This window comes from Geodermatophilus sp. SYSU D01176 (assembly GCF_054050015.1).
Window position 1 is genome coordinate 44,542 of record NZ_JBJGYN010000018.1, and the last position, 24,968, is coordinate 69,509.

General features: G+C 73.9%; 21 protein-coding genes and 2 tRNA genes. 19 read left to right on the forward strand and 4 right to left on the reverse strand.

The window, feature by feature from the left end:
- The first annotated feature begins 109 nt into the window (after window positions 1-109).
- The 6 genes from dnaN (at window position 110) to ACI78Z_RS11915 (ending at window position 6,970) form a co-directional block, all read left to right on the forward strand.
- Window positions 110-1,270 carry a DNA polymerase III subunit beta gene (gene dnaN, locus ACI78Z_RS11890; RefSeq protein ID WP_457036742.1) on the forward strand — a complete coding sequence of 387 codons (1,161 nt, stop codon included), beginning with the start codon at window positions 110-112 and terminating at the stop codon, window positions 1,268-1,270.
- A gap of 155 nt (window positions 1,271-1,425) precedes the next feature.
- Window positions 1,426-2,358 (forward strand): phosphogluconate dehydrogenase (NAD(+)-dependent, decarboxylating), encoded by a 933-nt coding sequence (gene gnd, locus ACI78Z_RS11895; protein WP_457036743.1) that lies wholly within the window; start codon window positions 1,426-1,428, stop codon window positions 2,356-2,358.
- Between the two features lie 114 nt (window positions 2,359-2,472).
- Window positions 2,473-3,660, forward strand: a complete 1,188-nt coding sequence (gene recF / locus ACI78Z_RS11900; protein WP_457036744.1) for a DNA replication/repair protein RecF — start codon at window positions 2,473-2,475, stop codon at window positions 3,658-3,660.
- A gap of 73 nt (window positions 3,661-3,733) precedes the next feature.
- Entirely contained in the window at window positions 3,734-4,234 is a 501-nt protein-coding gene (locus tag ACI78Z_RS11905) for a DciA family protein (RefSeq protein ID WP_457036745.1), read from the forward strand.
- A gap of 57 nt (window positions 4,235-4,291) precedes the next feature.
- Entirely contained in the window at window positions 4,292-5,185 is an 894-nt protein-coding gene (locus ACI78Z_RS11910) for a hypothetical protein (RefSeq protein WP_457036746.1), read from the forward strand.
- A gap of 18 nt (window positions 5,186-5,203) precedes the next feature.
- On the forward strand, window positions 5,204-6,970 hold the full coding sequence (locus tag ACI78Z_RS11915) for an ABC transporter ATP-binding protein (protein ID WP_457036747.1): 1,767 nt from the start codon (window positions 5,204-5,206) through the stop codon (window positions 6,968-6,970).
- Here ACI78Z_RS11915 and ACI78Z_RS11920 read toward each other — a convergent pair.
- Complete coding sequence (locus ACI78Z_RS11920) at window positions 6,934-8,550, reverse strand: SDR family oxidoreductase (protein ID WP_457036748.1); 1,617 nt, start codon at window positions 8,548-8,550, stop codon at window positions 6,934-6,936. The two genes, ACI78Z_RS11915 and ACI78Z_RS11920, sit on opposite strands and share 37 nt — an antisense overlap.
- A 506-nt stretch (window positions 8,551-9,056) precedes the next feature.
- Between ACI78Z_RS11920 and gyrB the strand changes: the two genes are divergently transcribed.
- From gyrB to ACI78Z_RS11970, 10 genes are all read left to right on the forward strand, one after another.
- Entirely contained in the window at window positions 9,057-11,102 is a 2,046-nt protein-coding gene (gyrB, locus tag ACI78Z_RS11925) for a DNA topoisomerase (ATP-hydrolyzing) subunit B (RefSeq protein ID WP_457036749.1), read from the forward strand.
- A 115-nt stretch (window positions 11,103-11,217) separates the two neighbouring features.
- Window positions 11,218-13,686, forward strand: coding sequence for a DNA gyrase subunit A (gene gyrA / locus ACI78Z_RS11930; RefSeq protein WP_457036750.1), 2,469 nt, complete (start codon window positions 11,218-11,220; stop codon window positions 13,684-13,686).
- A gap of 162 nt (window positions 13,687-13,848) precedes the next feature.
- A complete protein-coding gene (locus ACI78Z_RS11935; protein ID WP_457036751.1) occupies window positions 13,849-14,526 on the forward strand; it encodes a DUF3566 domain-containing protein in 678 nt (225 codons plus the stop codon).
- A 118-nt stretch (window positions 14,527-14,644) separates the two neighbouring features.
- A tRNA-Ile gene (locus ACI78Z_RS11940) sits at window positions 14,645-14,718 on the forward strand.
- A 93-nt stretch (window positions 14,719-14,811) separates the two neighbouring features.
- Window positions 14,812-14,955 carry a DLW-39 family protein gene (locus ACI78Z_RS11945; RefSeq protein WP_457036752.1) on the forward strand — a complete coding sequence of 48 codons (144 nt, stop codon included), beginning with the start codon at window positions 14,812-14,814 and terminating at the stop codon, window positions 14,953-14,955.
- 28 nt (window positions 14,956-14,983) lie between these two features.
- Window positions 14,984-15,056: transfer RNA gene (locus ACI78Z_RS11950), tRNA-Ala, on the forward strand.
- Between the two features lie 147 nt (window positions 15,057-15,203).
- Entirely contained in the window at window positions 15,204-16,364 is a 1,161-nt protein-coding gene (locus ACI78Z_RS11955) for a S49 family peptidase (protein ID WP_457036753.1), read from the forward strand.
- Window positions 16,365-16,482: 118 nt separating this feature from the next.
- Window positions 16,483-16,977 (forward strand): DUF1059 domain-containing protein, encoded by a 495-nt coding sequence (locus ACI78Z_RS11960; RefSeq protein WP_457036754.1) that lies wholly within the window; start codon window positions 16,483-16,485, stop codon window positions 16,975-16,977.
- A 212-nt stretch (window positions 16,978-17,189) separates the two neighbouring features.
- Entirely contained in the window at window positions 17,190-17,723 is a 534-nt protein-coding gene (locus ACI78Z_RS11965; protein WP_457036755.1) for a peptidylprolyl isomerase, read from the forward strand.
- Window positions 17,724-17,860: 137 nt separating this feature from the next.
- Window positions 17,861-18,619: a rhomboid family intramembrane serine protease gene (locus ACI78Z_RS11970; protein WP_457036756.1), complete on the forward strand. Its 759-nt coding sequence runs from the start codon at window positions 17,861-17,863 to the stop codon at window positions 18,617-18,619.
- Here the strand turns inward: ACI78Z_RS11970 and ACI78Z_RS11975 are convergent, their stop codons facing one another.
- Window positions 18,620-19,075, reverse strand: a complete 456-nt coding sequence (locus ACI78Z_RS11975) for a PH domain-containing protein (protein WP_457036757.1) — start codon at window positions 19,073-19,075, stop codon at window positions 18,620-18,622.
- 254 nt (window positions 19,076-19,329) lie between these two features.
- Between ACI78Z_RS11975 and ACI78Z_RS11980 the strand changes: the two genes are divergently transcribed.
- Entirely contained in the window at window positions 19,330-20,493 is a 1,164-nt protein-coding gene (locus ACI78Z_RS11980; protein WP_457036758.1) for a thiolase family protein, read from the forward strand.
- Window positions 20,494-20,962: 469 nt separating this feature from the next.
- Here ACI78Z_RS11980 and crgA read toward each other — a convergent pair whose 3' ends face one another.
- Window positions 20,963-21,235 carry a cell division protein CrgA gene (gene crgA, locus ACI78Z_RS11985; protein WP_457036759.1) on the reverse strand — a complete coding sequence of 91 codons (273 nt, stop codon included), beginning with the start codon at window positions 21,233-21,235 and terminating at the stop codon, window positions 20,963-20,965.
- Window positions 21,236-21,304: 69 nt separating this feature from the next.
- Here crgA and ACI78Z_RS11990 point away from each other — a divergent pair, with 69 nt between their 5' ends.
- Window positions 21,305-22,072 carry a DUF881 domain-containing protein gene (locus ACI78Z_RS11990; protein ID WP_457036760.1) on the forward strand — a complete coding sequence of 256 codons (768 nt, stop codon included), beginning with the start codon at window positions 21,305-21,307 and terminating at the stop codon, window positions 22,070-22,072.
- 159 nt (window positions 22,073-22,231) lie between these two features.
- Complete coding sequence (locus tag ACI78Z_RS11995; protein ID WP_457036761.1) at window positions 22,232-22,888, forward strand: aminodeoxychorismate/anthranilate synthase component II; 657 nt, start codon at window positions 22,232-22,234, stop codon at window positions 22,886-22,888.
- A gap of 66 nt (window positions 22,889-22,954) precedes the next feature.
- On the opposite strand, the gene pknB is transcribed toward ACI78Z_RS11995, so the two are convergent.
- A complete protein-coding gene (pknB, locus tag ACI78Z_RS12000; RefSeq protein WP_457036762.1) occupies window positions 22,955-24,886 on the reverse strand; it encodes a Stk1 family PASTA domain-containing Ser/Thr kinase in 1,932 nt (643 codons plus the stop codon).
- Between the last annotated feature and the right edge of the window lie 82 nt (window positions 24,887-24,968).

Below are 24,968 nucleotides of genomic sequence, written 5' to 3' on the forward strand. Positions count from 1 at the left end.
GCGCTGCGAGTGACCGGATCGAGGACAGCGGTTACCCCCATGTCCCCGGTAGGAGGCACGATGAGCAGCGCACTGGAGGACACCGACGACAGCTGGGGTGGATCAGGTCATGAAGTTCCGGGTGGCACGTGAGGTGCTCGCCGATGCCGTCGCGTGGACGGCACGCAGCCTGCCGCCACGGCCGTCGGTGCCGGTGCTGGCCGGGATCCTGCTCGAGGTCGACGGCAGCCAGTTGTCGGTGTCCGGGTTCGACTACGAGGTCTCCGCCCGCGCCGAGGTCGACGTGCAGGCCACCGAGAGCGGCCGGGCGCTCGTGCCGGGCCGGCTGCTCGCCGAGATCACCCGCGCGCTGCCGCCGCACCCGGTGGACCTCACCGCCGAGGGGCCGCGGCTGTCGATCTCCTGTGGCAACGCGCGGTTCAGCCTCCCGACGCTGCCGGTCGAGGACTACCCGTCCCTGCCGGCCATGCCGTCGTCGGCCGGTGTCGTCGACAGCGACGTCTTCGCCGAGGCCGTCGGCCAGGTGGCCGTGGCCGCCGGGCGGGACGACACCCTGCCGATGCTCACCGGCGTCCGGCTGGAGATCGAGGACGACCTGGTCACCCTGGCCGCGACCGACCGGTACCGGCTCGCCGTCCGCGAGTTCGCCTGGCGCCCGGACACCCCCGGCCTGACCGCGGCGGTGCTGGTGCCCGCCCGCACGCTGGCCGACGCCGCGAAGACGCTGACCAGCGGCCCGGAGATCACCCTGTCGCTGTCCTCGGGCAGCTCCGGCGAGGGCATCCTGGGCCTCTCCGGCAAGGACCGGCAGACCACCACCCGGCTGCTGGACGCCGAGTTCGTCAAGTACCGCGCGATCATGCCCAGCGAGTCGGCGAGCAACGCCACGCTCCCGGTCGGGCTGTTCACCGACGCCGCCAAGCGCGTCGCGCTGGTCGCCGAGCGCGGCACCCCGCTGCGCTGCGAGTTCACCCCCGGCCAGGTCACCCTGCGCGCGGGCGGCACGGACGACGAGGGCCAGGCCGAGGAGCGCTGCGACGTCGAGTTCGAGGGCGAGCCGCTGACCATCGGGTTCAACCCGACGTTCCTGCTCGACGGGCTGGCCGCGGTGCACACGCCGCGGGCGCGGATGGACTTCACCAGCCCGCTCAAGCCCGCCGTCCTCTCGGGGGTGCCGGAGCCGGCGACCGACGACGAGGCGGCCTCCCGCCCGGCCGAGCGGCCGGGCAGCTACCGGTACCTGATCATGCCGGTGCGCCTGCCAGGCTGAAAGATGGACCAGGCCCCTCCGGCGCGGGCGCGGGACCGGCGCTCCTGCAGGCGGGAGGGCCCCGTCGCCCGCACCCCTCGCCGGCTCGGGGTGGGCCTCGGGACGGGGCCGACGAGGGCCGGAGTGGCCGTCAACCGCGAGGAGAGGACTGCGACGTGCAGCTGGGGCTGATCGGGCTGGGCAAGATGGGCGGCAACATGGCCGAGCGGCTGCGCCGCGCCGGTCACGAGGTCGTCGGCTTCGACCACCACCCGGAGAAGCGGGACGTCGACAGCCTCCCCGCGCTGATGGAGGCGCTGACCGCTCCGCGCGTGGTGTGGGTGATGGTGCCGGCGGGTGAGCCGACCCGGGCCACCGTCAAGGAGCTGGCCGGGATGCTCGAGCCCGGCGACGTGATCGTCGACGGCGGCAACTCCAAGTACACCGACGACCAGCTCCACGACGTGATGTGCCGCGAGAAGGGGATCGGCTACGTCGACGCCGGCGTCTCCGGCGGGGTGTGGGGCCTGGAGAACGGCTACGCGCTGATGGTCGGCGGCACCAAGGAGGACGTCGCCAAGGTGCAGCCGGTCTTCGACGCGCTCAAGCCGCCGGCGCCGAAGGACGAGTCCGGCCAGGAGCTCCCGGGCGCGGGCTTCGTGCACGCCGGGCCGGTGGGCGCCGGGCACTTCTCCAAGATGGTCCACAACGGCATCGAGTACGCGATGATGCAGGCCTACGGCGAGGGCTACGAGCTGCTGGCCGCCGTCGACCTGATCGAGGACGTCCCCGGCGTCGTGAAGTCCTGGACCCAGGGCACCGTCATCCGCTCCTGGCTGCTGGACCTGCTGGTCCGCGCCCTCGAGGAGGACCCGGCCCTCGAGGGGATCACCGGCTACGCCGAGGACTCCGGCGAGGGCCGGTGGACCGTCGAGCAGGCGATCGAGAACGCCGTCCCCATGCCGGCGATCGCCGCGTCGCTGTTCGCCCGGTTCTCCTCCCGGCAGACGGACTCCCCGACGATGAAGGCCGTCGCCGCGCTGCGCCAGCAGTTCGGCGGGCACGCGGTGCACGCCGTCCGCGAGCAGGAGGCCGAGCGCCCCGCATGAACAAGGACCCCCTTGCCCCCCACCACTCGCAGGCTCGTGGCGGGGCCCTGCAAGGGGGCCGTTCCATCCGGTCACCGTGGGGCCGCTCCCGCACCTCACCGCCGGGAAGCTGAGGTGTACCTGCGCCACCTGCAGCTCGGCTCGTTCCGCAACTGGGACCGGGTGGACCTCGCCCTGCGCCCGGGGCCGACGGTCATCGTCGGCCGCAACGGCGAGGGCAAGACCAACCTGGTCGAGGCGGTCGGCTACCTGGCCACGATGGGCAGCCACCGGGTCTCCGGCGACGCCCCGCTGGTCCGGCAGGGCGCGTCGCAGGCGGTGGTGCGCGCGGCGCTGCGCCGTGAGGACCGCGAGCTGCTGGTCGAGATCGAGATCAACCCGGGGCGGGCCAACCGCGTGCGGGTCAACCGGGCGCCGCTGCAGCGGCCGCGCGAGCTGCTGGGGCTGGTGAAGTCCGTGCTGTTCGCACCGGAGGACCTCGTGCTGGTCCGCGGCGACCCCGCGGAGCGGCGGCGGTTCCTCGACGACCTGCTGGTCAGCCGCACCCCCCGGCTGGCCGGCGTGCGCAGCGACTACGACCGGGTGCTCAGGCAGCGCAACGCCCTGCTCAAGACCGCCCGGATGGCCCGCGGCGACGCGCTGGCCACGCTCGACGTCTGGAACGGCCACCTGGTCGACCTCGGCGGGCAGCTGCTGGCCGCGCGGCTGCGGCTGCTCGCCGACCTTGCCCCGCACGTGGCCCGCGCCTACGCCGGGGTGGCCGGTGCGGACGCCGCCGTCGCCGCGCTGGGCTACGCCAGCACCGTGCCGCTGGCCGGGGACGGGACGCCGCTCGCGGAGGGGACGGCGCTGCCGACCGCCGGCGAGCTGTCCGCCGCGCTGCGCGAGCGGGTGGCCGAGCGGCGCGGCGACGAGGTCGACCGCGGGATGACGCTGGTCGGCCCGCACCGCGACGACCTGGTCATCTCGCTGGGCTCGATGCCGGCGAAGGGGTTCGCCAGCCACGGGGAGTCCTGGTCGCTGGCCCTGGCGCTGAAGCTGGGCTGCTTCGCGCTGCTGCGGGCCGACGGCGACGAGCCGATCCTCGTGCTGGACGACGTCTTCGCCACCCTGGACGCCGACCGCCGCGCGGCGTTGGCGGCCGTCGCGCGCTCCGCGGAGCAGGCGCTGGTCACCGCGGCCGTGCTCGACGACGTCCCGCAGGAGTTGCGCCGCACGGTCGTGCAGGTCGCCGGCGGGCAGGCGGTACCGCTGGGCCCGGAGGCCGCCGAGGATGGGGCCGTGCGGGAGGAGGTCACGTGACCGAGCTCGCGAGGTCACGCGGGGGCACGGCACCGTCCGGCGCGGGTCCGACGAGCGCCAGCGAGGAGGAGTCGTGACCGAGGAGAGGTCGGGGCGGCCCAGCGACATCGCCCGTGCGGCGCTGGAGGCTGCCCGCGCCGCGTCGGCGTCCCGGCCGCGCCCCACCCGGCGGCGGATCGCCGGCCCGAAGCGCACCTGGAGCGGGCCCCGGCCGGGGGATGAGGACCCGCAGCCGCTGGCCCGGCTGGTCGACAACCTGGTCCGGACCCAGGACTGGACCGAGCACACGAAGGTCGGCGCCGTCTTCGGCCGGTGGTCGGTCCTGGTCGGGCCCGAGATCGCCGCGCACTGCACGCCCCAGACGCTCACCGAGGGTGAGCTGCTCGTCGTCGCGGAGTCCACCGCGTGGGCCACCCAGTTGCGGCTGCTGGCGCCGACCATCCTGGCCAAGCTGCACGCCACGGTCGGCGGGGACGTCGTGACCCGGCTGCGCGTTGTCGGTCCGACGGCCCCGAGCTGGAAGAAGGGCCCCCGCTCGGTCCGCGGACGCGGGCCGCGGGACACGTACGGATAGGAGTCCCCGCCGCGCGCGGGGGCCCGGGAGGACGACGCAGATGGGAACGAGGCAGCGATGAGCAGCCCGCGCGACCGCGACGGTTTCGAGGAGCGCCCCGACGAGGGCAGCGGCTGGCGCGAGCCCGGCCACCTCGGCGGGGACGGCGACCGGTCCGGCGCGGAGCAGCCGCCCGCCGACCAGCCGCCCGCCGACCAGCCGGCCGGCAGCACCCCCTGGCAGCCACCGGGCTGGGACCTGCCGCCCGCCGAGCCCGACCGTGCGGCTCCGCCCCCACCGGCCGGCCCGCAGACCGCCGGCGAGCCGCCCGTCAGCGGCGGCCTCTTCGGTGGCCGGCGGCCCCGGCGGCCCAGTGAGCTCGAGCAGGTTTTCGCCTACCAGGGCGACGCCGTCGGCGCGCAGGGCTGGGCGGTCCAGCAGGGCTGGGCCATCTCCGACGGCAGCGCACCGGAGGACGCCGTCCTCGCCGAGCTGGTGCGCACCGCGCCGGTCCGGGCGACGAAGGACCACCGGCCGGCCGGGGTGATGCGCGGCCGCTACGGCACGCTGGACCTGGTCGCGTTCGACGTCCTCTACGCCTCCGGGCGCTACGCGGTGCCCGAGTACGCGATCACCGCCGCCCCGGTCCTCGGCGCCCTCCCGCCGCTGCGCCTGTCGCCGGCCCGCTTCTGGAAGCACCGCACCGGCGGGCTGGTGCAGGTCCCCAGCGGCGACCCCGCCTTCGACACCCGCTGGGTGCTGCTGGCCGCCGAGGACGGCCCGGCCGCCCGCGCGCTGGCCGGCGACGCCATCGTGCGCGGCCTGCTGCTGGGCACCGACGACGGCGACGAGTTCTGGACCGCCGCAGGTCACCTCGCGGCGATCCGCCCGGACGGGCACCGCCCGCAGTTGATCGAGCACCACGCCCGGCTGCTGACCGCGATCGTCAGCGCGCTCGCCCCCGCGCTCTGAGCCGGGCGTCCGGGCCCGGTGAGCACCCCCGCGGAGGCGGCGCCGCCGGCGGCGCTGCGCGAGCTGCTGCCCCTGCTGCGGCCGCACCGCCGCCCGCTGGCCGCGGCCGCCGTGCTCTCGCTGGTGGCCGCGGCCGGGGCGCTGGCCCAGCCGGCGCTGGTGGCCCGGGTCATCGACGCGGTCGGTGCCGGCCGGGAGCTGCTGCCCGCCGTCGGCCTGCTCGTGGTCGTCCTGGTGGCGGCCTCCGCGCTGGGTGCGCTGCAGCAGTACCTGCTGCAGCGGACCGCCGAGGGCGTCGTCCTCTCCACGCGCCGGACGCTGGCCGACCGGCTGCTGCGGCTGCCGGTCGCCGAGTACGACCGGCGGCGCACCGGCGACCTGATGTCGCGGGTCGGCGCGGACACCACGCTGCTGCGGGCGACGGTGACCTCCGGGGTCGTCGACGTCGCGGGTTCCGCGGTGGTGGCGGTGGGCGCGGTCGTGGCGATGGCGCTGGTCGACGGCTGGCTGCTGCTGGTCACCGTGGCGGCGGTCGCCGTCGGCCTCGCGGTGGTTGTCTCGGTCGCCCGCGGCGTCCGGCGGCTGTCGCAGCGGGCGCAGGAGGAGGTCGGCGCGATGACCGCCGCGGTGGAGCGGGCGCTGTCGGCGGTGCGCACCATCCGGGCCAGCAGTGCCACCGCGCGGGAGGTGGACGTCGTCGCGGCCAGGGCCGGGCGGGCGTACGAGGCCGGCGTGCGGGTGGCGCGGCTGGAGGCGCTGGTCAGCCCGGCGGGCTCCATCGCCGTGCAGGGCGCGTTCCTCGCCGTCCTCGGCCTCGGCGGCTACCGGGTCGCGGCCGGCTCGATCGCCGTCGCCGACCTGGTCGCCTTCATCCTCTACCTGTTCCTGCTGGTCATGCCGCTGGGCCAGGCGATCGGGGCGTGGACCCAGCTGCAGAACGGCCTCGGTGCGCTGGCCCGGGTGCGGGAGGTGCTGGCCCTCCAGCCGGAGGACGACGCCCGGCCCGAGCGGGGTGGGGCGGTCGTCGCCGTCCCCGCGGCGCCGCCGTCCGCGGGGGTGCCGCTGCTCGAGCTCGACGACGTCTCGTTCCGCTATCCGGACGGACCCGAGGTGCTGCGTGGGGTGTCGCTGCGTGTGCCCGCCGGCAGCCGGGTGGCGCTGGTCGGGCCGTCGGGGGCGGGCAAGTCCACGGTGCTGGCGCTGGTCGAGGGCTTCTACCCGCTGACCGGCGGGGCGCTGCGCTGGGCCGGCACCGACGTCCGCGACCTGCCGCGCGCCGGCCTGCGCGCCCGGCTGGGCTACGTCGAGCAGGAGGCGCCGGTGCTCGCCGGCTCGGTGCGCGACAACCTGCTGCTGGCCGCTCCGCACGCCAGTGACCCGGAGCTGTGGGCGGTGCTGGCCGACGTCGGGCTCACCGACGTGGTGCAGCGCTCGCCTCGCGGCCTCGACGTGCCGGTGGGGGACGACGGCGTGCTGCTGTCCGGCGGCGAGCGGCAGCGGCTGGCGATCGCGCGGTCCCTGCTGGCCCGCCCCACCCTGCTGCTGCTCGACGAGCCGACCGCCAGCCTCGACGCCCGCAACGAGGCGCTGCTGCGCGAGACCCTGGCCGCGGCGGCCGCCGACCGGGCGCTGCTCGTGGTCGCGCACCGGCTGTCCACGGTGCTCGACAGCGACGAGATCGTCGTCCTGGACGCCGGCCGGGTCGTCGCCAGCGGCACGCACGAGGAGCTGGTGGAGACCAGCCCCCTCTACCGCGAGCTGGCCGCCGCGCAGTTGCTGGTGTGAGGGGCTGGCGGCGGTTTCCGCGGAAATCGCCGCCAGGCCGCCCGGGTCCGCCTCTCGCCCGCCGCGGCGGCGGTCCCCTCCTCGGCGGCGCGGCAGATGTTGCGCACCATCCCGCCGAAGATCGGGCCGTGGAAGGGCACCAGCACGCGCCAGTACAGGTGGCCGAAGAGCCCGCTCGGCTTGAACGTCGCCTTCTGCCGCAGCCGGGTGCGGGCGGGTGCGTCGCCGGCACCGTCCTGTTCCACGTGGAACTCCAGCCAGGCCAGCCCGGGCAGCCGCATCTCGGCGCGCAGCCGCAGCAGCCGCCCCTCCTCGAGCTCCTCGACCCGCCAGAAGTCCAGCGCGTCGCCGACGTAGAGGTCCGACGGCGACCGCCGTCCCCGCCGCAGGCCCACCCCGCCGACGGCCCGGTCCAGCCAGCCGCGCACCTCCCAGGCCAGCGGGAAGGAGTACCAGCCGGTCTCCCCGCCGATGCCCTCCACCACCCGCCACAGCGCCTCCGGTGACGCGTCGGTCTCCCGGGTCTTCTCGTCGAGGTAGAGGGTGCCGCCGGCCCAGTCGGGGTCGGTGGGCAGCGGGTCCGACGGCGCACCGGGGGTGGACGCCGACGACCAGCGGGTGGCGACGGTCCGGTCCCTGACCCGCTGGATCGCCAGCCGCACCGCCTCGTCGAAGCCCAGCAGCCCCTCCGGCGGGTCGGGCACGAACTGCGCGATGTCGTGCTCGGAGCACACGACGGTGTTGCGCAGGGACTCCACGAGCGGGCGGGCGATCGACGCCGGCACCGGGGTGACGATGCCGACCCAGTGGCTGGACAGGCCCGGGCTCAGCACCGGCACCGGGAGGATCCGCCGCCGGGACAGCCCGGCCACCGCGGCGAAGCGCTGCATCATCTCCAGGTAGGTCATGACGTCGGGTCCGCCGATGTCGAAGCTCCGGTGCACCTCGGGCGACAGCGTGGCGCAGCCGACGAGGTAGCGGAGCACGTCGCGGATGGCGATCGGCTGGATCCGGCTGTGCACCCACCGCGGCGTCACCATGACCGGCAGCCGCTCGGTCAGGTAGCGCAGCATTTCGAAGGACGCCGACCCCGACCCCAGCACCACCGCGGCCCGCAGGACGGCGGTCGGGACGCCGGAGCCCAGCAGGATCTCGGCGACCTCGGCCCGCGAGCGCAGGTGCGGGGAGAGCTCCTCGTCCGCGGGCTCCAGGCCACCGAGGTAGACCAGGCGCCCGACGCCGGCCTCCTGCGCGGCGCGGGCCATCACCCCCGCCGCCCGCCGGTCGGTCTCCTCGAACTGCGGGCCGGTGCCCAGCGCGTGGATCAGGTAGTAGACGACGTCGACCCCGGCGCAGGCCGCGGCGACCGCCTGCGTGTCGCCGGCGTCGGCCCGGGCGATCTCGACCCGGCCGGCCCACGGGTGGTCGCGCAGCCGCTCCGGCGACCGGGTCATCACCCGGACCCGGTGCCCGGCGGCGAGCAGTTCGGGCACCAGCCGCCCGCCGATGTAGCCGGTCGCCCCCGTGACGAGGCAGGTCTTCACGGTGGGGACGCCGGTGGTGCCGTCGGTCGCGGGCATGTCCCGAGTGTCCGGCGTGCGGGCCGCCGGCGCTCGAGTCACGGGCCGCGAGGGACAGGGCCACGATCGGCTGGGTCCACGCTGGCCTTCGGCGGTCGCGTCCACCGGCACCGTCGAGCAGGGGGTCCCCCATGGCCGACACCCCCGCTGCACCCGACCGCACGTCCGACGGCCAGCCGGCGCTCAAGCGGCGCAGGCTCAGGGCGGGGCCCTGCAGCGGGGTCGTTCCAGTACGTCACCGGCTCGGCGTGGGGCCCTGACGGGTGGCCGTTCCGGCACACCACGAGGCCCCCGGGGACGGCGTGTCGGCCCCGGGGGCAACACCGGTGGTGGCAGACGTGCTGCGAGTGGCGCAGACACGACGTGAGGGCCGGGACGGCGGCATTCCTGTCGTACCACCCGGTATCCTGGAGGACAGAAACCGCCAGCATCCGGCTGAGAGCCGTTCTGCGCCCCTGTCCGCACTCGGGGCGCCAGCCGCCGGGTGCGCGACAGAAGGGCCCCACGTGGTCGCGCGACCGAAGACCGACGCCCAGGAGAACGCCTACTCGGGCAGCTCCATCACCGTCCTCGAGGGCCTCGAGGCCGTCCGCAAGCGCCCCGGCATGTACATCGGCTCGACCGGTGAGCGGGGCCTGCACCACATGGTCTGGGAGGTGGTCGACAACGCCGTCGACGAGGCCCTGGCCGGCTTCTGCGACACCGTCCGCGTCACCCTGCTGCCCGACGGCGGCGTCCGGGTGGAGGACAACGGCCGCGGCATCCCGGTCGACATGCACCCGGTGGAGAAGCGGCCGACCGTCGAGGTCGTCATGACCATCCTGCACGCGGGCGGCAAGTTCGACGGCAAGAGCTACGGCGTCTCCGGCGGCCTGCACGGCGTCGGTGTCACCGTCGTCAACGCGCTGTCCACCGAGCTGGACGTGCGCATCTGGCGCGACGGCACCGAGTGGCACCAGCACTACGCCGAGGCCAAGCCCTCCCCGCTGGAGAAGATCGGCCCGACGACCAAGCGCGGCACCCAGATCACCTTCTGGGCCGACCCGACGATCTTCGAGACGACCACCTACTCGTTCGACACGATCAGCCGCCGGCTGCAGGAGATGGCGTTCCTCAACGCCGGCCTGCGGATCATCCTGCGCGACGAGCGCCCGGGTCACAGCAAGGCCGAGACCGGCATGGCCGAGGAGCTGTCGCTCGCCGAGGAGGCGCCGGCCCCGGAGGCCGAGGCGCCGGCGTTCGAGCCCACCGAGGTCACCTACTTCTACGAGGGCGGCCTGAAGGACTACGTCGCGCACCTCAACCGGACCAAGACCGCGATCCACCGCTCGGTCATCGGCTTCTCGGCCGACGGCACCGGCAAGAACGACACGGCGATGTCGGTGGACATCGCGATGCAGTGGTCGGAGGCCTACTCCGAGTCGGTGCACACCTTCGCCAACATCATCAACACCCACGAGGGCGGCACCCACGAGGAGGGCTTCCGCGCCGCGCTCACCTCGATCGTCAACCGGTACGCCGAGGAGAAGAAGCTCTTCAAGAGCAAGGACGAGAAGCTGACCGGCGAGGACATCCGCGAGGGTCTCGCCGCGATCGTCTCGGTGAAGCTCGGCGACCCGCAGTTCGAGGGCCAGACCAAGACCAAGCTCGGCAACACCGAGGTCAAGGGCTTCGTGCAGCGGGTCTGCAACGACCAGCTCGCGCACTGGTTCGAGGCCAACCCGGCCGAGGCCAAGCAGATCATCACCAAGGCCAGCTCGGCCGCGCGCGCCCGTCGCGCCGCCCAGCAGGCCCGCCAGCTGGCGCGCAAGAACCCGCTGAACTCCACCGGCCTGCCCGGCAAGCTGGCCGACTGCCGCTCGACCGACCCGCGCAACTCCGAGGTCTACATCGTCGAGGGGGACTCGGCCGGCGGCTCGGCCAAGTCCGGCCGCGACTCGATGTTCCAGGCGATCCTGCCGATCCGGGGCAAGATCATCAACGTCGAGAAGGCGCGCATCGACCGGGTGCTTAAGAACACCGAGGTCCAGTCGATGATCACGGCCTTCGGCACCGGCATCCACGACGAGTTCGACCTGTCGAAGCTGCGTTACCACAAGATCGTGCTGATGGCCGACGCCGACGTCGACGGCCAGCACATCCGCACCCTGCTGCTGACCCTGCTGTTCCGCTTCATGCGACCGCTGGTCGAGGCCGGCCACGTCTACCTGGCCCAGCCGCCGCTGTACAAGATCAAGTGGGGCGGCAAGATCGGCGACGAGTACGTCTACAGCGACAAGGAGCGCGACGCCGTCCTCAAGGCCGGCGCCGAGTCGGGCCGCAAGCTGCCCAAGGACGACGCCATCCAGCGGTTCAAGGGCCTCGGCGAGATGAACGCGACCGAGCTCTGGGAGACCACGATGAACCCGGAGACGCGGATCCTGCTGCAGGTCACCCTCGAGGACGCCGCCACCGCCGACGAGCTGTTCAGCGTGCTCATGGGCGAGGACGTCGACGCCCGCCGCAGCTTCATCACCCGCAACGCCAAGGACGTCCGCTTCCTCGACGTCTGAGGAAGGACCCCCTCGCCCCCCACCGCTCGCAGGCTCGCGGCGGGGCCCTGCGAGGGGGCCGGCCGACCGGCGCTCCCCCACCAACTGTGCGCACCCACTCGTGGAGATCTGAACCGTGACCGAGACCCCTGCCCGCGACCGCATCGAGCCGGTCGACCTCCAGCAGGAGATGCAGCGCAGCTACATCGACTACGCGATGTCGGTCATCGTCGGCCGCGCGCTGCCGGAGGTCCGAGACGGCCTCAAGCCGGTGCACCGCCGCGTGCTGTACGCCATGTACGACCAGGGCTTCCGCCCCGACCGGAGCTACGTCAAGTGCGCCCGCGTCGTCGGTGAGGTCATGGGTAACTACCACCCGCACGGCGACTCGGCGATCTACGACGCCCTGGTGCGGTTGGCCCAGCCGTGGTCGATGCGGTACCCGCTGATCGACGGCCAGGGCAACTTCGGCTCCCCGGGCAACGACCCGGCGGCGGCCATGCGCTACACCGAGGCCCGGCTGACGCCGCTGGCCATGGAGATGCTGGCCAACATCGACGAGGAGACCGTCGACTTCCAGCCGAACTACGACGGCAAGAACCAGGAGCCCCTGGTCCTGCCCGGCCGCATCCCCAACCTGCTGATCAACGGCTCGGCGGGCATCGCCGTCGGCATGGCCACGAACATGCCGCCGCACAACCTCCGCGAGGTGGCGGACGCGGTCTTCTGGATGCTCGACCACCCGGACGCCGAGCACGAGGAGGCGCTCACCGCCTGCATGGCGCGGGTCAAGGGCCCCGACTTCCCCACCCACGGCCTGATCGTGGGCCGCGAGGGCATCGAGGAGGCCTACCGCACCGGTCGCGGGTCGGTCCGCATGCGCGCGGTCGTCACCGTCGAGGAGGACGCCAAGGGCCGGGTGCAGCTGGTCGTCACCGAGCTGCCCTACCAGGTCAACCCGGACAACCTGGCCGAGGCGATCGCCGAGGCGGTCAAGGACGGCCGGCTCCAGGGCATCAGCGAGATCGCCGACGAGTCCAGCGACCGCGTCGGCCGCCGGCTGGTCATCACGCTGCGCCGGGATGCCGTGGCCAAGGTCGTGCTGAACAACCTCTACAAGCACACCCAGCTGCAGACGACGTTCGGCTGCAACATGCTCTCGATCGTCGACGGCGTCCCGCGGACGTTGCGCCTCGACGAGCTGATCCGCTACTACGTCCTGCACCAGATCGAGGTCATCCAGCGGCGGACCCGCTACCGGCTGCGCAAGGCCGAGGAGCGCGCGCACATCCTGCGCGGTCTGGCCAAGGCCCTCGACCAGCTCGACGCGGTCATCGCCCTCATCCGGTCCAGCGCGTCGGCCGACGCGGCGCGCAGCGGCCTGATGGAGCTGCTGGACATCGACGAGATCCAGGCCACCGCGATCCTGGACATGCAGCTGCGCCGGCTGGCCGCCCTCGAGCGGCAGCGGATCCTCGACGAGCTCGCCGAGCTCGAGGCCCGCATCGCCGACCTGCAGGCGATCCTCGACTCGCCCGAGCGGCAGCGGCAGATCATCCGCGACGAGCTCACCGAGATCGTGGAGAAGTACGGCGACGACCGGCGCACGAAGTTCGTGGCCAACGACGGTGACGTGTCGATGGAGGACCTCATCGCCGAGGAGGAGGTCGTCGTCACCATCACCCGCACCGGGTACGCCAAGCGGACCAAGAGCGACCTCTACCGGTCGCAGCGCCGCGGCGGCAAGGGCGTCATGGGTGCGGCCCTGAAGCAGGACGACATCGTCGACCACTTCTTCGTGGGCTCGACCCACGACTGGATCCTCTTCTTCACCAACAAGGGCCGGGTCTACCGGGCCAAGGCCTACGAGCTGCCCGAGGCCAACCGCACGGCCCGCGGCGCGCACGTGGCCAACATCCTGGCCTTCCAGCCCGACGAGAAGATCGCCCAGGTCATGCAGATCAAGGACTACGGGGTCGCCCCGTACCTGGTCCTGGCCACGGCGAACGGGCAGGTGAAGAAGACCCGGCTGACCGACTTCGACTCCCCGCGCAGCGGCGGCGTCATCGCGATCAACCTGCGCGACAGCGACGAGCTGGTCGGTGCCGCGCTCATCGACCCCGAGCAGGACCTGCTGCTGGTCACCCGGAAGGCGATGTCGATCCGGTTCAAGGCCGACGACGCCACGCTGCGGCCGATGGGCCGGGCCACCGAGGGAGTCCGCGGCATCGCGCTGTCCCCGGACGACTCGCTGCTGTCGATGATCGTGGTCGAGGAGGGGGTCGACGTCCTGGTCGCCACCGAGCGCGGCTTCGCCAAGCGGACCGGGATCGAGAACTACCCGGCCCAGGGCCGCGGCGGCAAGGGCGTGCTCACCGCTGACCCCAAGTCGCGCAAGGGCAACCTGGTCGGGGCGCTGGCGGTGCAGCTGGGCGACGAGCTCTACGCCATCACCTCCGGCGGCGGCGTCATCCGCACCCCGGTCAACGGCGTCCGGCACAACAAGGACCGCGCCACCATGGGTGTCAAGCTCATGAACTTGCCGGAAGACGTGTCGATCGTGGCGATCGCCCGTACGACGGACAACGACGAGCCTGCCGCTTAGGCTGGAGGCGATGACGGAAGGGGAGGGGCGTCCCGTGCGGGCGTCCCGCCCCCTCGGTCACAGCCACCAGGGATCTGACCGGCGCCCGGGTGCTCCCGGCCGCACGCCGGGTACCCCGGGTGCGAGGCAGCGGCGAGGGCCGCTGGGGAACGGGAGACTCGCATGAGCGACCGGACGCAGGGTTCGGTGCGCACCGGGTCCCGGACCGGGGAGACCGCCCCGGCGCAGGGGACGGCGACCGGTCAGCAACCCGCGGCCGACGGCACACCGCCGGTGGGGGCCACCCAGTCCATCCCCGGCGCGAACACCGCCCGGACCCAGGCCCAGGCGGCCGCCGGTGGGGGTGCCTCGGCCGCGACCGGCCCGGCGTCCGCCACGCAGACCGCCGTCCCGCCGGCGACCGGTGCGCAGCCGGCCACCGGTGCCCAGCCGGCCGCCGGCGCGGCGAAGGCGCCCTCCGGCAAGGCCGCCCGCGGCCCGCGCCGCGCCCGCCTGCAGCTGCGGCACATCGACACGTTCTCGGCGCTGAAGATCTCGCTGGTGCTGTCGATCGCGATGTTCTTCATCTGGATGGTCGCCGTCGGTGTGCTCTACGGCGTGCTGTCGGGCCTCGGCGTCTTCGAGACGCTCAACGACCTGTTCGGCCAGCTCGGCAGCGCGTCGGGGGGCGACGGTCGCGGCGAGGTCATCACCCCGGGCATCGTCTTCGGCGGGGCCGCGGTCATCGGGGCCATCAACATCGTGCTGATGACCGCCCTGTGCACCGTCGCGGCGTTCATCTACAACATGTGCTCCGACCTGGTCGGCGGCCTCGAGGTCACCCTCTCCGAGCGCGATTGAGGCCACGTCGGTCCACCGGCCTCCGGGCCCCGGCCCGGGCAGCCCCGCGCGGAGGTCGACCTCACACCACCCCCCTGCGGACGGCGCACCGGCGGCAGGTACGCTGATCGAGGTCCACGGGCCTGTAGCTCAGGCGGTTAGAGCGCATCCCTGATAAGGATGAGGCCGGAGGTTCAAGTCCTCCCAGGCCCACCCGTGTTCCGGCGCCACCGGCCCACCCCGCTCCCGGGGTCGGGTCCCGGCCCCCTCCCGAGGAGGGGGACTCCCCTCGAGGAGGTACCCCGCGTGCTCAGGAAGATCGTCCTCGCGGCAGCCGCCGCGACCGCCCTGGCCGCCGTCCGGAGGCGCACGGCCGGCAGGGCGGAGGCCGACCTCTGGGCCGAGGCCACCCGCGGGCCCCAGGCGGTCAGCACACCCGCCGCCCGCTGACCCGCCGGGAGGCCCCACCTCCCACCCCGGGGACGTAGCTCAATTGGCAGAGCACCGCCTTTGCAAGGCGGGGGTTAGGGGTTCGATTCCCCTCGTCTCCACCCCTCGACACCGGCTCCACCCCGTCGCCGTCCGTGCCCTGTGCACAACCCGGTCACGGTGCTCGGACGTCGCGGCGCGGTGGCGGTCCGCCACCGACCCGTATGGGTACCGTCGCGCCTCGCTTTCCCGAGACCCGGAGGACCGACGTGAGCACGCAGCAGCCGGCACCCGACGCGCCGCAGCCCGTCTGGCACCCCCTGCCGGCACCGCTCCCGCGTCAGCACAGTCCCTTCCGGCGCGGCTTCGGCCTCGGCCTGGGAGCGAGCCTGGGAGCCGGCCTGACGCTGGGCGCGGTCGGCCTGGGGCTGGTCGTGGTCATGGTGCTGGCCCTGGTCGGGCTGGCGTCGGGCGGCGGCGAGAGCGAGCCCGGCGCCCCGGTGACCGAGACCGTCTGGGGTGAGCCGGGAGCCGGGGCGCGGCTGGTCGCCGTCCCGGTCACCGGGGTCATCCTGGGCGGCGCGAGCGACGGTGTTCCCTTCGGCGGTGCGACCTACGGCTACGACGTCGCCGACACCATCGACGCCCTGGAGGCCGAGGACGCCGTCGGACTGGTCCTGGAGCTCAACACCCCAGGGGGGACGATCTACGGCTCCCGGGCCATCGCCGACGCCGTGGAGCGCTACCAGAAGCGGACCGGCAACCAGGTGATGGCCCACGTGCAGGGCATGTCGGCCTCGGGCGGGGTGTACGCCATGGCGGGGGCTGACCAGGTCGTCGCCGACCACGGCAGCCTCGTCGGCAGCATCGGCGTGGTCATGGGCCCGTTCCAGCGGTTCCGCGACGTCACCGGCATCCCGGGCTCGCTGCTGGAGCCTGGCGTGACCACCGAGGGCGGCATCACCGAGGAGTACCTCACGCGGGGCCGCGGCAAGGACTTCGGCAACCCCTACCGCGACATCACCGAGGAGGAGCGGGCCGTCCTGGGCGCGGGCCTGGACCGGGAGTACGGGGAGTTCGTCGCGTGGGTGTCCCAGGCGCGGGGCATCCCGGCGCAGACGATCGTCGACGAGCTGGGCGCCTTCGTCTTCGACGGCTACACCGCCGTCGACCGGGGCCTGGTCGACCGGGTCCTGGGCCGCGAGGAGGCCTACCGGTACGCCGCGGAGATGAACGGCGCCGACCCCGACGACACCCGCGTGGACCGCATCGTCGGTCCTGGGTTCCTCGAGTCCTTCCTCGGCGCGAACTCACCCGCGGGCGGCGTCGGCGTGGTGGCGGGCGAGCCCGGGCGCAGCGTCGTGTGCGCCGGCGCCCCGCTGGTGCTGGCTCACCACGGGGACCTCGCGACCGCCTGCACCCCCCGCTGAGGCACCCGCGTCGGTCAGGACCTCCGGCACTGGACGCCGATCCCTCCCTGCGCCACCGTCGCCCCGGCCACTGGCCCACCGGCCGGGCGGGCCGGGGCCTCGCGACGGAGGAGGAGCCGTGGCACGCAAGAGCCTGGACTGCCGGACGATCCCCAGCGAGCGCAACTGCACCGTGCAGATCTCCGGCGAGGAGGACGAGGTCCTCGAACTGGCGGTGGCGCACGCCGTCACCGCGCACGGGCACACCGACAGCCCGGAACTGCGGCAGGGGCTGCGGGCCGGGCTCCGGGACGACGAGGGGCTCCTGGCCGAGCCGGGGTCCTTCCTGCAGCTCATCGAGTTCCACGCCCGCGACCTCGACGGCTTCGGCCGCATCGTCGAGGACTGGCGCGAGCGGATGGGACGGGAGACGACGGCCCGCTGGGGCGTGGTCGCCGCCGACCGGGACCGCGCCGACACCTACGTCGAGATCGTCGCCTTCCCGGACCACGCCTCGGCGATGCGCAACTCCGAGCACCCGGTGACGAGCGACTTCGCCAAGCGGATGCAGGAGGTCACCGAGGGGGAGACGTCCTTCCGCAACCTCGACGTCGAGCGCGTGCTGCGCATGTAGGAGGACCCCCTCGCCCCCCGCCATGGAAGGACCCCGTCCTCCCCAACCTTCGGGGAAGGACCCCTCTGCCCCCCCGCTACTCGCAGGCTCGCAGCGGGACCCTGCAGAGGGGCCTGCGGTGCCCTGGACGGGGCCAGCGGCGGGACCCCGCACGGGGGCCGTGGTCCGCTCCCCGTGCTCGCGGGGCGCGGACCAGTGGGAGAGTGGACGTCGTGACTGAAGCGACTCCCGCACGCCGCGCCGTCCTGCACACCAACCACGGCGACATCACCGTCGACCTGTTCCCCGACCACGCGCCCAAGACGGTCGCGAACTTCGCCGACCTGGCCGAGGGCCGCCGTGAGTGGACCCACCCGCAGACCCGCGCGAAGACCACCGATCGCCTCTACGACGGCACCGTGTTCCACCGGGTCATCGACGGCTTCATGATCCAGGGCGGTGACCCGCTGGGGCAGGGGATCGGCGGCCCGGGCTACCAGTTCGGCGACGAGATCCACCCCGACCTCGCCTTCACCAAGCCCTACCTGCTGGCCATGGCCAACGCGGGCCCCGGCACCAACGGCTCCCAGTTCTTCATCACCGTCACGCCGACCACCTGGCTGACCGGCAAGCACACGATCTTCGGTGAGGTGGCCGACCAGGCCGGCCGCGACGTCGTCGACCGCATCGCCAAGGTGCAGACCGGCCGCGGCGACCGCCCGGTGGAGGACGTCGTCCTGCAGTCGGTCGAGGTGCAGCGCAGCTGACCACCAGCCCGGACGACGGGGGCGCCGGCCTCGGCCGGCCGCAGCCGGCGCCCCCGACCACCACCTGCTACCGGCACCCCGACCGGCCCACCCGCATCTCCTGCACACGGTGCGGGCGGCCGATCTGCCCGGAGTGCATGACACCCGCCTCCGTGGGCTTCCAGTGCCCGGCGTGCGTCCGCGAGGGCAACGCCTCCGTGCGGCGCCCGCGCGAGGCCCCGCTGCTGCGGCGCGCCGGTCGCCGCTTCGGCGCCGTCACCGTGAGCCTGATCGCGCTCAACGTGGCCATGTTCGTGGTGACGGCGGTCTCTGCGGGCCTGGCCGGCGCGAACCCGCTGGAGAACCAGTACTCCCCGCTGTTCGCGGAGCTGGCGCAGATCCCGGTCCTGGTGCAGCTGGGCGAGGACTGGCGGCTGCTCACCGCGGCCTTCCTGCACATCGGCGTCCTGCACCTGGTGCTCAACATGCTGGCGCTGCTCGTGTTCGGCTCCGAGCTCGAGCGCCAGCTGGGCCGGTGGCGCTACCTCGCCGTCTACCTGGTCTCGCTGCTCGGTGGGGCGGTCGCACTGCAGCTGTTCGGTGAGCCGGGGCGGCCGGTCGCGGGCGCGTCGGCCGCGATCTACGGGCTGCTCGGGGGCCTCGCCGTCGTCATGCTGGCCCGCCGGGAGGACCTCCGCGGCCTGCTCACCCTGCTGGCGATCAACGTGTTCATCAGCTTCCTGCCGGGCGTCTCCCTGCTGGGGCACCTCGGCGGCCTGGTGGCCGGCTTCCTCGCCACCGGGCTGGTCGTGCTGGCCCGGCGACGCACCGAACTGCAGGTGCTGGGCCTCATGCTGCTGGCGGCGGCGCTCGTCGTGGTGGCGCTGAGCGTCTCGACGCTCGTCGTCCTGGGCTAGTCAGAGGACCCCGTCCTCCTCACCGCTCGCGAGCTCGGGGCGAGCCTCTCGACGGGGCCGCAGCGCGCGCAGCGCCCGGGCGACCTCGGCCGGGTCGGCGCCCAGGTCCCGGCGGCCGAGCAGCACCAGCTCGCCGTCGTCGTCCGGCCCGGCGGCGGTGTCCAGCTCCAGCAGCCGGGAGCGCAGCCCCCAGCGCCGGGTGTCGCGCACCCGCACCTGCAGGCGCGCCCACGGCAGGTGGGTGGTGCCGGTCAGGCCTCGGACGGCGACGCCGCCCGGACCCGCGGACAGGCGCGGGCGGAGCAGCCGGTCGCGCGCCGTCAGGGCCAGCAGCAGGACGGCGGCCGCGCCGACGAGCACCCGCCCGAGCGGGTCGAGGACCACCGTGGTCAGCCCCAGGAGCACGCCGGCGATCGCCAGAGCCGCCGTCTCCCCGGTCCGCGGTGACCACTCCACGCCGCCCAGCCTCCCAGGAGAAGGACCCCGTCCCGCTCACGCCTCGGAGAAGGACCCCCCGCCACTCGCAGGCTCGAGCCGGGCCCCGTCCAGAGGCTCCCCGCAACGGGGCCCTTCATCGGTGAGGAGGACGTGGTGCTCGCTCCCGCAGGGAGCCGGCGAGCCTCGGGACGGGACCAGGACCCCGGTACGTGGACGTCCTACCATCTCGGCCAGGTAGGGCGGAACGCCGCCCACGTCGATGAGGAGTGGTCATGCGAGATGCCGTCATCTGCGCCGCGGTGCGCACCCCGGTGGGCAAGCGGGGCGGCGGTCTGTCCGGCGTACACGCCGTGGACCTGTCCGCCGCCGTGCTCGAGGCCCTGGTCGAGCGGGCCGGCATCGACCCGGCTGCCGTCGAGGACGTGTTCTGGGGCTGCGTGAGCCAGGTCGGCGAGCAGACGTTCAACATCGGCCGCAACGCCGTCCTGGCCGCGGGCTGGCCGGAGTCGGTGCCGGGGACGACGATCGACCGGCAGTGCGGCTCCTCCCAGCAGGCGGTCGCGTTCGCCGCCGCCACGGTCATCAGCGGGCAGGCCGACGTCGTCATCGCCGGCGGCGTGGAGTCGATGAGCCGGGTGCCGATGGGCTCCACGTACAACGAGGCCATCGGGGCCGGGGCGCCCCTGGGCCCGCGCTTCCTCGAGCGCTACGACGGGGTCTTCCCCAACCAGGGCGTGGGCGCGGAGATGATCGCCGAGCGGTGGGGCTTCTCCCGCGCCCAGCTCGACGAGTACTCCCTCGCCTCGCACGAGAAGGCGGCCAAGGCCCAGGCCGACGGCGCCTTCGAGGAGGAGATCGTCCCGGTCGCCACGCCCGACGGGACGGTGGTCAGCGCCGACGAGGGCATCCGCCCCGGGGGCACCCTGGAGAAGCTGGCGTCGCTGAAGACCCCGTTCAAGGCCGACGGCGTCATCAGCGCCGGCAACGCCAGCCAGATCTCCGACGGGTCGGCGGCGCTGCTGGTCACCACCTCGGAGAAGGCCCGCGAGCTCGGCCTGCGCCCGCTGATGCGCATCCACACCACGGTCATGGCCGGCGACGACCCGGTCATCATGCTGTCCGCCCCCATCCCGGCCACGCACAAGGTGCTGCAGCGGTCCGGCCTGTCGGTCGACGACATCGGGGTGTTCGAGGTGAACGAGGCGTTCGCGCCGGTGCCGCTGGCCTGGCAGGTCGAGACCGGGGCCGACGCCGAGCGGCTCAACCCGCGCGGCGGCGCCATCGCGCTGGGCCACCCGCTGGGCGGCTCGGGCGCCCGCATCATGACCACGCTCGTCCACACCATGCTGGCCACCGGCACCCGCTACGGCCTGCAGACGATGTGCGAGGGCGGTGGGATGGCCAACGCGACCGTCCTCGAGCTGCTCCCGCAGTAGTCCACAGTCCCCGCACGACGGCCCCCGGTCCCCAGCGGACCGGGGGCCGTCGTGCTGGGGACGACACCGTGGAGCCGGGGATCTGCCGTGGTCAGGCCGCGTGTCGCGCTACCACACCGGGGGTACGTCCGCGACCGGGCCACCGGCCCGGGGCGGCCGCCATGTCGACTCATCCACAGTTGTGTGCACAGCTGGGGATGGACTCACAGGCCTGTAGTTACCCCGGTGCCCTTCTCGTCACACCTACCCCACCTGCGGCAAACCCCCAGGTCAGCGGCTCGTGGTCGAACAGGCGTTCTCCACACGTCGTGGACAACCCTGGGGGCGGAGCGCTTTGTCGACCTGTGGACAGCGTCCGTGCGCTGTGCACAACACCGCCTGTGGACAACACTGTGCGTATCCGGGTGGTGACAAACGAGCGGCCCCCGTCCCGGGTGGGACAGGGGCCGCTCGAGTGGTGGTCCGTCGTTCAGCGCCAGCGCATCGACATGACCAGGCCGGCCACCATGAGGCCGAAGCCGATGGCGAAGTTCCAGGCGTTGAGGCCGGCCATGAAGGGGATGCGCTCCCCGGCGACGTAGAACACGACGATCCACAGCAGCCCCAGCAGCATGAGGGCGACCATGAGCGGGGCGTACCAGCGCGGGCTGGGCTGCACGGCCCGCGCGCTCGCCGTCCCGGACTGCAGGGTGCCCTGCGGCGGCGTGTAGACCGACTTCTTGCGCACCTTGGACTTGGGCACCTGTCGTACTCCCTCCGGGGCCGGTCCGTCGCGACCGGCCGTGACCGGTTCCCAGCCTAAGCTGCGGACGTGGCCACAGCCCGCACCCTGCGCGCACGGGTGACCCGTGGGGGTACCGCGTGGGCCGCGCTGGTGCCGGTGGTGGCGCTGGCTGCGGGGCTGCTCTTCGCCACCTCCAGCCAGACCGCCCAGGGCACCGACCTGCGCGGCGGCGAGGCCACCGAGCTCTCCGCGCTCATCCCCGCCCGGGAGGACGTCGTCGCCGCGCAGGAGGAGCAGCTGACGGCGCTGCAGGCCCAGGTCCAGGCCCTCACCGACCAGGCGGCGTCCCGGAACGGCACCGTGGCGGCCGCCCGCGACGCCGGCGAGGCGGGGGAGCTGTCGGCCGGCCTGGTGGCGCTCGCCGGGCCCGGGGTGGAGATCACCCTGGACGACGCCCCCCGGCGGCCGGACGGCTCGCTGCCCATCGGCGCCCGGCCCGACGACGTCGTCATCCACCAGTCCGACGTGCAGGCCGTCGTCAACGCCGTGTGGGCCGCCGGCGCGGACGGGGTGGCGATCATGGGTCAGCGGCTGATCGCGACCAGCGCCGTCCGCTGCGTGGGCAACGTGCTGCTGCTCCACGGGCGCACCTGGTCCCCGCCGTTCGTGGTCACCGCGATCGGGGACGCCGACGCGGTCCGCGCCCAGCTGGCCACCTCGCCGCAGGTCCAGGTGTTCCAGCAGGCGGTCGAGGACTACGGGTTGGGCTTCGCCGTCCAGGAGCGGGCCGAGCTCACGCTGCCCGCCTACGACGGCCCGCCGTCCATGGAGTACGCCAGAGCCGCTGACGGTTAGGCCCCGTGCAGGACGAAGGACCCCGTCCTCCCCCACCCCTCGGGGAAGGACCCCTCTGCCCCCCGCTACTCGCAGGCTCGCAGCGGGACCCTGCAGAGGGGCCTGCGGTGCCCTGGACGGGGCCTGGGGCGCACGGGGTCCTCCTGGTACACAGGGACCGTGAGCCGCCCCGTCCTCGTCGTCGACAACTTCGACAGCTTCGTCTACAACCTGGTCCAGTACCTGGGCCAGCTCGGCGTGGAGTGCGTCGTCCGGCGCAACGACGCCGTCGCCGTCGAGGAGCTCCCCGACCTCGACGTCGCCGGGGTGCTGCTCTCCCCGGGCCCGGGGACGCCGGCCGGTGCCGGGGTGACCGTGCCGATGGTGCGGGCCGCCGCCGAGGCCGGGACGCCGGTCCTGGGCGTCTGCCTGGGCCACCAGGCGATCGGTGCGGCGTTCGGGGCGGAGGTCGTGCGAGCACCGGAGCTGCTGCACGGCAAGACCAGCCAGGTGGTGCACGACGGCGTCGGCGTGCTGGCCGGTCTGCCCTCGCCGTTCACCGCCACCCGGTACCACTCGCTGGCCGTCGACCGCGACACCGTGCCGGCCGAGCTGGAGGTCACCGGGACGACGCCCTCGGGCATCGTCATGGCGCTGCGGCACCGGGAGCTGCCCATCGAGGGCGTGCAGTTCCACCCCGAGTCGGTGCTGACCGAGGGCGGCCACCGGATGCTCGCCACCTGGCTGGAGGCCTGCGGCCTCGCGCCCGACCCGGCCACCGTGGAGGCGGCCAGCGCGGCGGCCCACCGGCTCACCACGGTCGCCACGACGGCCTGAGCGGCTCCTCGGACGCCGCAGGGCCCCTCCCCGATCCGGGGTGGGGCCCTGCTCTGTCGTCCCGGGCTACTCGGGGGTGGGGCCGGGCGGCACCTGGACGACCACCGCGATCGGGTCGTCCGCGGCCGCCCGGCTGCCGGCCGGTGGCCGGGTGCCCTCGATCGCGGTGGCCTGTGACGGGTCGGCCACCTGGTTCCCCTGGGTGTCGACCACGCGGACGTCGGTGAAGCCGGCCGATCGCAGAGCGCTGACGGCTGCCGCGGCGGACGGCTGGGTCGTGACGTCGGGAACGGTCAACAGCGGGTCCTCGACCGGCTCGGCCGGGCCGCTGGAGACCTCCAGGGTGATCGCGTCGCCGGCGGACGCCTGCTCGCCGGCGGACGGATCGGTCGCGACGACGGTGCCCGCGGGTTGGTCGGACTCGACCTGCTCCGGCGTGACGTTGGTGAAGCCGGCGTCCCGCAGCGCCTGGGTGGCCGCCGCCTGCTGCTGACCGGTCACGTCCGGCACCTCGGCGTCGCCGTCGGACACCTGCAGCGTCACGGTGTCGCTCGGGTCCACCGACTGGCCCTCGTCGGGGCTGACGTCGACGACCTGGTCGGCGGGCGAGAGGGAGTCGACCTCCTCGGTCTGCACGTCCTCGAAGCCGGCGTTCGCCAGGGTGGTCTCGGCGCGGTCGACGTCCAGGCCGATGACGGCCGGGACCTCGATCGTGTCCGGCCCGACGCCGACCACCAGGTCGACGGCGGTCCCCTCGGCCACCTGGGTGCCGCTGGACGGGTCGGTGCCGAGGACGGTGTCGACCTGGGACTCGTCCTGGGTGACCTGGGTGGTCACCTCGCCGACGGTGAGCCCGGCTGCCTCGAGGTTCTGGGTGGCCGTCGCCTGGTCCTGGCCGGCGACGTTCGGCACGGAGACCTGCGTGGCCGTGGGCTCGGCCGCCGTCGGCTCCTCCTCGCCGCCGGAGTTGACGAGCAGCGCCACGGCGATGACGCCGCCGATGAGCAGCAGGCTGGCGACGACCGCGGCGATGATGCGGTTGCGCCGGCGCTTGCCGTCGTCCTCGTCGTCCCAGTCGTCGCCGCCGTACCCACCGGGGGGAGCGCCGATGATGGCGGTCTTCTCGGCGTCGCCCATCACGGGCGTGGCCTCGACCCGCTGGCCGGCCAGGGCCCGCAGCAGGTCGTTGCGCATGTCGGCGGCCGACTGGTACCGGTTGGCCGGGTTCTTGCTCAGCGCCTTGAGCAGGATCGCGTCGAGGTCCGGCGGGATCGCCGGGTTGACCGACGACGGCAGGCGCGGGTCCTCGCGCACGTGCTGGTAGGCCACCGACACGGGCGAGTCGCCGGTGAACGGCGGCGCGCCGGTGACCAGCTCGTAGAGCAGGCAGCCGACCGAGTACACGTCCGACCGGGCGTCGACGCTCTCGCCGCGGGCCTGCTCGGGGGACAGGTACTGCGCGGTCCCTATCACCGCGGCCGTGGAGGTCATGGTGGCCGCCGAGTCCGACACCGCGCGGGCGATGCCGAAGTCCATGACCTTGACCGTGCCCTGCGGCGTCACCATGACGTTCCCGGGCTTCACGTCCCGGTGCACGATGCCGTTGCGGTGGCTGAAGTCCAGGGCGGCGCAGATGTCGGCCGCGAACTCCATCGCCCGCTCCGGGGTGAGCACGCCCTCGCGGCGCAGCACGTCACGCAGGGTCTCGCCCTCGACGTACTCCATGACGATGTACGGGGTGGCGCCGCTCGACGACCGGTCCTCGCCGGTGTCGTAGACGGCGACGATCGCCGGGTGGTTCAGCGAGGCCGCGGCCTGCGCCTCCCGCCGGAAGCGCACCTGGAACGAGGGGTCGCGGGCGAGGTCGCTGCGCAGCACCTTGACCGCCACCTCGCGCCCCAGTCGCAGGTCGCGGCCGCGGTGCACCTCGGCCATGCCGCCGCGGCCGAGCACCCCGCCGATCTCGTAGCGCTCGCCGAGCACTGGAGGCGTGGTCATCGGAGGTCCTCTCGGGCGGTGCGGTCCTGCATCCGGGCGGGGCCCGGGGGAGCGCAGCGGACGGGCGGGCCGGCGGGCAGCG

Bases quoted from the DNA above. Each gene is read 5' to 3' on its own strand.
- ACI78Z_RS11935 (WP_457036751.1), top strand. From the start codon at position 13,849: ATGAGCGACCGGACGCAGGGTTCGGTGCGCACCGGGTCCCGGACCGGG.
- ACI78Z_RS11920 (WP_457036748.1), bottom strand. From the start codon at position 8,550: ATGCCCGCGACCGACGGCACCACCGGCGTCCCCACCGTGAAGACCTGC.
- dnaN (WP_457036742.1), top strand. From the start codon at position 110: ATGAAGTTCCGGGTGGCACGTGAGGTGCTCGCCGATGCCGTCGCGTGG.
- pknB (WP_457036762.1), bottom strand. From the start codon at position 24,886: ATGACCACGCCTCCAGTGCTCGGCGAGCGCTACGAGATCGGCGGGGTG.
- ACI78Z_RS11910 (WP_457036746.1), top strand. From the start codon at position 4,292: ATGAGCAGCCCGCGCGACCGCGACGGTTTCGAGGAGCGCCCCGACGAG.
- ACI78Z_RS11980 (WP_457036758.1), top strand. From the start codon at position 19,330: ATGCGAGATGCCGTCATCTGCGCCGCGGTGCGCACCCCGGTGGGCAAG.
- ACI78Z_RS11970 (WP_457036756.1), top strand. From the start codon at position 17,861: ATGACACCCGCCTCCGTGGGCTTCCAGTGCCCGGCGTGCGTCCGCGAG.